This is a genomic window from Roseateles sp. P5_B10 (assembly GCF_056400485.1).
In genome coordinates, this window is the sequence record NZ_JBFULE010000347.1 from 1 (window position 1) to 5,523 (window position 5,523).

General features: G+C 64.7%; 8 protein-coding genes. 3 read left to right on the forward strand and 5 right to left on the reverse strand.

The features are described 5' to 3' along the window. Positions 1–905: zinc ribbon domain-containing protein (locus AC1DU6_RS18940; protein ID WP_477858878.1), on the reverse strand; the 905-nt coding region annotated here is incomplete at its 3' end. A 544-nt stretch (positions 906–1,449) separates the two neighbouring features. On the opposite strand from AC1DU6_RS18940, the gene AC1DU6_RS18945 reads away from it, so the two are divergent. Further along, positions 1,450–1,956, forward strand: a complete 507-nt coding sequence (locus AC1DU6_RS18945; protein ID WP_477858880.1) for a hypothetical protein — start codon at positions 1,450–1,452, stop codon at positions 1,954–1,956. A 321-nt stretch (positions 1,957–2,277) separates the two neighbouring features. On the opposite strand, the gene AC1DU6_RS18950 is transcribed toward AC1DU6_RS18945, so the two are convergent. Continuing rightward, on the reverse strand, positions 2,278–2,595 hold the full coding sequence (locus tag AC1DU6_RS18950) for a DUF2834 domain-containing protein (protein ID WP_477858882.1): 318 nt from the start codon (positions 2,593–2,595) through the stop codon (positions 2,278–2,280). A gap of 32 nt (positions 2,596–2,627) precedes the next feature. Here AC1DU6_RS18950 and AC1DU6_RS18955 point away from each other — a divergent pair, with 32 nt between their 5' ends. Then, the gene (locus AC1DU6_RS18955) at positions 2,628–3,089 is read left to right on the forward strand and encodes a phosphopantetheine adenylyltransferase (protein ID WP_477858883.1); all 462 of its coding nucleotides are present in this window, start codon (positions 2,628–2,630) and stop codon (positions 3,087–3,089) included. Beyond that, entirely contained in the window at positions 3,086–3,856 is a 771-nt protein-coding gene (locus AC1DU6_RS18960; RefSeq protein WP_457320432.1) for a helix-turn-helix domain-containing protein, read from the forward strand. Before AC1DU6_RS18955 ends, AC1DU6_RS18960 begins: the two co-directional genes overlap by 4 nt. Before the next feature lie 32 nt (positions 3,857–3,888). On the opposite strand, the gene AC1DU6_RS18965 is transcribed toward AC1DU6_RS18960, so the two are convergent. The 3 genes from AC1DU6_RS18965 to AC1DU6_RS18975 all read right to left on the reverse strand — a co-directional run. After that, positions 3,889–4,131: a S26 family signal peptidase gene (locus tag AC1DU6_RS18965; protein ID WP_477858887.1), complete on the reverse strand. Its 243-nt coding sequence runs from the start codon at positions 4,129–4,131 to the stop codon at positions 3,889–3,891. 76 nt (positions 4,132–4,207) lie between these two features. After that, entirely contained in the window at positions 4,208–4,480 is a 273-nt protein-coding gene (locus AC1DU6_RS18970; protein ID WP_457320430.1) for a hypothetical protein, read from the reverse strand. Beyond that, positions 4,471–5,523: hypothetical protein (locus tag AC1DU6_RS18975; RefSeq protein ID WP_477858885.1), on the reverse strand; the 1,053-nt coding region annotated here is incomplete at its 5' end. The genes AC1DU6_RS18970 and AC1DU6_RS18975, both read right to left, overlap by 10 nt.

The window sequence follows — 5,523 nt, forward strand, 5'->3', positions numbered from 1 at the left end:
GCATCGAGCAGTCCTTCCAAGGTGTCCAACGCACAGCCAGCGTTGACGAAGGTCGATGCGTCGATGTCCTGCGGGACGGCTTCCGAGGCCCGTGAAATCGGATCGGGGAGCGAGCTGTCCTTCTGGAGCAACAGGCACCGCGCCGCCAGTTGGGTGGCCCGGGTGCGTGCCGCCAGTATCTGGGCCTGCTGCTGCTCGGCGATTTCGTCAAAGCGCTTCTGGCTGGCTTTGATCCTCTCCTTCAGCGTGTCGTTCTCGCGCAAGGCGTCTTCGTATTCCGACTTGACGGTGGCCAATTCCGCCAGCTTCGTCTCCAGCGCGCTCTTTTCCTGTTTCGCCGTGGTGATCCGCTCCCGGGTGTCCTGTTGCGTTTTCGGGATGGTCTGAACTTGCAGGTTCTTTTCCAGCGCCTCGATCTGCTTCTTCTTCGCCGCCAAATCCTTTTCCAGGTCGAACAGCCTCACCCGCTCGGCGGCCCTGAGCTTGTCCATGCGCACCCTGTCGGCGGCGGTCGAGCTCTCCTTGAGACCGGCCAGTTCGGTTTTGGCGGCCTCCGCTTGCTTGACCGGGAACAGCTCCAGGCCGCGTCGGAACAAGGGCTCCAGCTTGGCGATCTCCAGAAGGATCAGCGCGGGCGCCTTGGACTTCTTCTYGATGAAGCCGCCCACGGCCTGGTAGTGTTTGGCGTACTCGCTCAATGCCGGCAGGAAGGACGCGTCTTCCTTGTCCTTCTGGGGGACCGGCTTCTTCAGCCGTGCATGCTCGGCGTCGAGCGCGACCTGGCAGCTTTCGTAGGTGGGTTGCGCCTCGACCCGCACCACGGGCTCAACAGGCTCCCGGTGCTCGTCCGAGCCGACACTGCCCTCGCCCCTGAGAGACAGCAGGACTTCGCGCGTGCCGGACATGGACCGGGGTCGTGAAGGCGGCGAGTCTGTGTCCGGCAAGGGCTTGTCCATTGGCGCTCCAGGTTCTGGCTGGGTTAGTGACCTTGACCCCAGGCCGGTTCCCTGTGCCGGCGCATCAAGGAAGGGATGGCGCGGCCGCTCATTCCCATCTCGCCTCATCCGCCCTGGGCGGGTTGCTGCCGGAGCGCGGCGCCCTGTGCCGGGGGCCGCCATGACGGGCGCCGCAAGGCCAGGCAAGGCGAAGACTCACAGCGACCCAGACCGCGTCGCGGATGCCCCTGTTCACGCCGCGCTCGGGGTCGCGCGAAGATGGCCCTGCTCACTGCGGGCCGAGCAGGGGCGGCTCGCTCACCCGGGTGAATCCGCACTGGTCCGGCGGGGGATTTGAAACTTACATTCCCCATATCGCCGCCGCCTGACGCCACCGTACGGTGGGCGGTTCAGTCCAACAGGTTTATCCGCCGCCGCTATGCCAACACTTCTTCCAACCTCGCCTGGGCGGCGGATAAACGCTATTCGTTAGATCTCACCGGGAAAGCAGCGCATGAACAACGCACTTGGCCTGCATCGCGGTCACCGCAGGTTCCGCAATCCCGTTGAGGGCAGGTACTTCCTGTACTCGAGGCCGGAGCACATCGACGCCATATGCGAACGTTGCGGAGATCGCGTCTCTTTCACTGCTGTGAGTGTTCCAACGCATCTCTATGACGAGAGCAGCGGGGGTTACGCGATGGTTCAGGGCGAAATCGGAGGATCTATTGCCGGCCGCGCCGCATGCACGAAATGCGGACGAATCGTCCGCTCGATTTCCTGGCCAGACGCGGCCTTCTTCCAGGTGCGAGTCCCTGAAGGAATTGTTTGGGCCTGGAGCGCTGAATACGTTCCAACGCTGCGTGCGCGGATCAAGGGCGACAGAGTAGCGCTTCGGAATCTTGTCGATGGCAACTGGGATCTTGCGCGATTCGTTTCTCGGCTTCCACGGTTTGCCGTACTCACCAAGAACCGCCAGCGTGTATTGGCCGGGCTTGATTCGCTAAGTGAGGCGCGGTAGTCGTGAGCTCTAACAGGTTGTTCGACACGGACACGCACCGGCACTGCGCCGCAAAGCGTCTGGACGAGCCTACGCCATGCGGCGCAGTACCGGTGCGCGCCGGTCAACGCCGACGTTGAACGGCTGCTTCCGCGAGGCGCCGGCGCGCTTTGCCGAATACGAGGCGCAGATCCGCCGTGGATACGCCCATGTGCCGGCGGCCGCCTTCAATGAAAAGCGCGGTGCCATCCTGGCCGGCTTTCTGGCGCGGCCCGCGCTCTACGGCACGCGCCCTGCGCGAGCGTTTCGAGGCGCGGGCACGTACCAATCTGCAAGCCGCGTTCAGCGGCTTGGCACAGCCGGCCCGGCCTTGAACTCGCCGCGGCCCGAAGGCTTGAGCAGCAGATAGAGCAGCGGCCCAAAGGACCCGGCGGCCAGCGTGATCAGCGCGAACGGCCAGACCGTGCGCCCCGTCTGCCGCGCGTCGCGCCAGATGAAGCCCAGCGCGATCCACGACATGATGACCAGGTCCGCCAGCACCTGCCAGGCACCGAGGCTGCTCATGCCGGCCTGCCAGATGCCGAGGTAGCCGACCTGCCACATCACATAGGTCGAGAAGGCACCGAAGGCGGCGAGGGCGAGGATCAGGACGGTTCTCATGACGATCTCCTTGGAGGGTGGTTGATGGCCTCATGCTCGCCAGTCGCATGCATCGCCGCAATGACCTGGGAGGTCATCGCGGCAGCGCGATGCATGGCCTATGGTCCGGCCTCATGAAGCTGTTCGTGCCCCTCGCGCTGGCCCTCGTCGCCCTGCTGCATGCGCTGCCGCTGGCCGGCGTGCTCGGCGCCACCAAGCTGTCAGCGCTCTACGGCGTCGATGCCCGCGACCCCGCGCTGGAACTGCTGCTGCGCCACCGCGCCGTGCTCTTTGGCCTGCTCGCGGCCCTTCTCGCCTGGGCCGCCTGGCAGCCGGCGCTGCGCGGCCTCGGGCTCGTCGCGGGCCTCGTCAGCGTCGCATCCTTCCTGCTGCTGGCCTTGCAGGCCGGTCCGCTATGGTCGGCCCTGGCCACCGTCTTAAAGCTGGATGTCCTCGCGCTGATGCTGCTGCTCGTCGCCGGCATCGTCCACCTGCTACCCATGCCATCGCCATGACCGCCACCCTCGCCACCCTGCGCAAGTCGCGCCGCGTCAGCCAGCTGGAGCTGTCGCTGCGCGCCGGCGTCTCGCAACGCCATCTCAGCTGCATCGAGACGGGCCGTGCGCGCGCCGGCCGCGAGACGCTGATCGCCCTGCTCGACTCCCTCGGCGCGACGCTGCAGGAGCGCAACCAGGCCCTGCTGGCCGCCGGCTACGCGCCCGCGCACACGGAGCGCGCGCTGGACGCACCCGAGATGGCGCCGGTGCGCGCCGCGCTGGAGCAGCTGATCCACGCCAACGGCGCGGCGCCGGCCCTGGTGCTGGACGGCGAATACAACGTCGTCATGGCCAACGAGGGCCTGGCGCGGTTGATGACACTGCTGGGCTTGCCGGGCCAGGCGATGCTCGGCCAGCCGCTGAATCTGCTGCGCGCCGTCTTTGCGCCCGGCGGCCTGCGCTCGCTGTGCGTGGACGAGGCCTGGCTGTGCGGCGAGATGTGGGCCCGCGCCTGCCGCGAGGCCGAGCACCTGCCGCGGCTGCGCGCGCTGCTGGACGAGCTGCGCCCGACGCTGCAGCCCTGGGCCGCGGTCGAGACCGGCACCCTGCCGGTGCTGGCCTTTCGCCTGCGTGCGGCGGACGACCGTGTACTGAGCTTCTTTTCGACCATCACCAGCTTTGGCACGCCGCTGGACATCACGCTGGCGTCGTTGAAGGTGGAGCACCTGTTTCCCAGCGATGAGGCGACGCGTTTGGCCTTGCGGGATGGTCGTGGCGAGCAATGACGGCGAACTCGCAGCCCCAGGGCCTCCTGCGACTACGACCCGACAAACACGACCTTGCCGGCGATGTGATCGGCTGGCAGGAAGCCCCACATCCGGCTGTCGTTGCTGTTGTCGCGATGGTGGCCAAGTACGGCGTATTTGTTGCCTTGCAGCGCCTCGACGAATCGGGGAATGGTCCGTTTGGATTCGGGATCGACGTAAGTCCCCTGCGGGCCACAGCGGCACGGCCTCGCCGTTGCTGAACAGCCGTTTGTCGCGATAGGCGATGCGGTCAGGTCGCCTCAATGGGACGTCGAGATGGGTGAGCCCTGGATGGCAACCGTTCAGGCGCTTAAGCGTCCATCGCGCTACTCAACGACCCACAAGTACCGCTAGGCCGCAGAGCACGCAGACGAGCTCGCCCATCAAAACCATCTTGCTGAGCCGGTAAGGCGTCTCCATCGCTTGGCGGCGTTTGGCCTCCACAAGGTAGGCAATGAAGGCGACGACGAATAGCGCCCCTACGAGCCAGCGCACATTGGCTTCGCGCCCCGCTGCAAGGGCCCCGATAGACAGAAGGCCGATCAGCGCGATAACGGTCCGGCCTGCCATCAGCCATCTGTCCTGCGAGAGGTTCATTTGCATGACATGCGCTCGTTGTCGGCCCACGGACTGCTCACTCCGAAATCGCCGCCGCCCGTGTAGAACGTTGCCCTTGGCCCGCCTGGAAGGAAGCTGTTAAACAAGTTCGATTGCAGCTGGCCGATTGCAGAACGGACCGACGCGGAAATGGAGTCGAATGCCGTTCCATTCAATAGGCTTGTGACTGAATTCGCGAAGCCGTCGACAGTTCGGCCCACTACGTCCGCTGACGCGGCATAGGTAGAAGGCGAATAGGTTGACCAAAGGCTGTTGATTGCCGACCCGAATGCATAGCCTGCGCCATAGGCCACGCTAAACCGCGTGGCTGCAAAGGAGGCCGTCTCGAAGAGCGCACCAGCCACTCCCAACGATCCGACCGGCGCAGTGCGGAACGATAGATATATCTCGCCGATCGTGTACCCGACAGTTGGCCCTGAATCAGGCCTCATCATGCCGTCCGAGGCCCCGCCGTAGGCGAATGAGGCCGTTGTTGCGCGTGATTTCGAAGGGTTCAAAGAGCGTGTGAGTGCGTAGGCATTCGCAGGGTTCACTCGATGGACTGCCGCGTACGTGTCCTCAAATCCGAAATGATCCCCAACGCGGCCGATAGCGGCGGCTTCAGCCGATGCCGCGATGATGTCCAGCAGCAAAGGTGTCCTGCCACTGTTCAATGCCGACCGGTTGTAGAGCATAGCCAGATCGTTGAGCTCAGCGTCACTCAGCGCGCTCAACAGAGTGCGCACCTCTCTGGACTTCATCTTTCGAAAGTTCTGCTCGGCGACGAGTTGGAAATTCGCCGAAATCGCTGAAGCGGCTTCCCACGGTGTAGACGCTCCCTGCTCGAGGGTAAGGATCTCATCCGTGCTCTGACGCAGAGCTGCCGAGGATGCTGATGCGGTTGGTGAGCCTGGGAGGGATTTCGCTCCATTGCAATCATCATCATCACCTCCGGCAAGCGCCAGCCCGGAGGAAAGTGAAGCAGATGCGGCGACTAGAAACGTGCGACGGGTGGACAAAGCGACTCTCCAATGGTTGATGTCTGGACA

Excerpts from the sequence above, each read along its gene's own strand:
- AC1DU6_RS18945 (WP_477858880.1), top strand. The coding sequence starts at position 1,450 with ATGAACAACGCACTTGGCCTGCATCGCGGTCACCGCAGGTTCCGCAAT.
- AC1DU6_RS18950 (WP_477858882.1), bottom strand. The coding sequence starts at position 2,595 with ATGAGAACCGTCCTGATCCTCGCCCTCGCCGCCTTCGGTGCCTTCTCG.
- AC1DU6_RS18955 (WP_477858883.1), top strand. The coding sequence starts at position 2,628 with ATGCTCGCCAGTCGCATGCATCGCCGCAATGACCTGGGAGGTCATCGC.
- AC1DU6_RS18960 (WP_457320432.1), top strand. The coding sequence starts at position 3,086 with ATGACCGCCACCCTCGCCACCCTGCGCAAGTCGCGCCGCGTCAGCCAG.
- AC1DU6_RS18970 (WP_457320430.1), bottom strand. The coding sequence starts at position 4,480 with ATGCAAATGAACCTCTCGCAGGACAGATGGCTGATGGCAGGCCGGACC.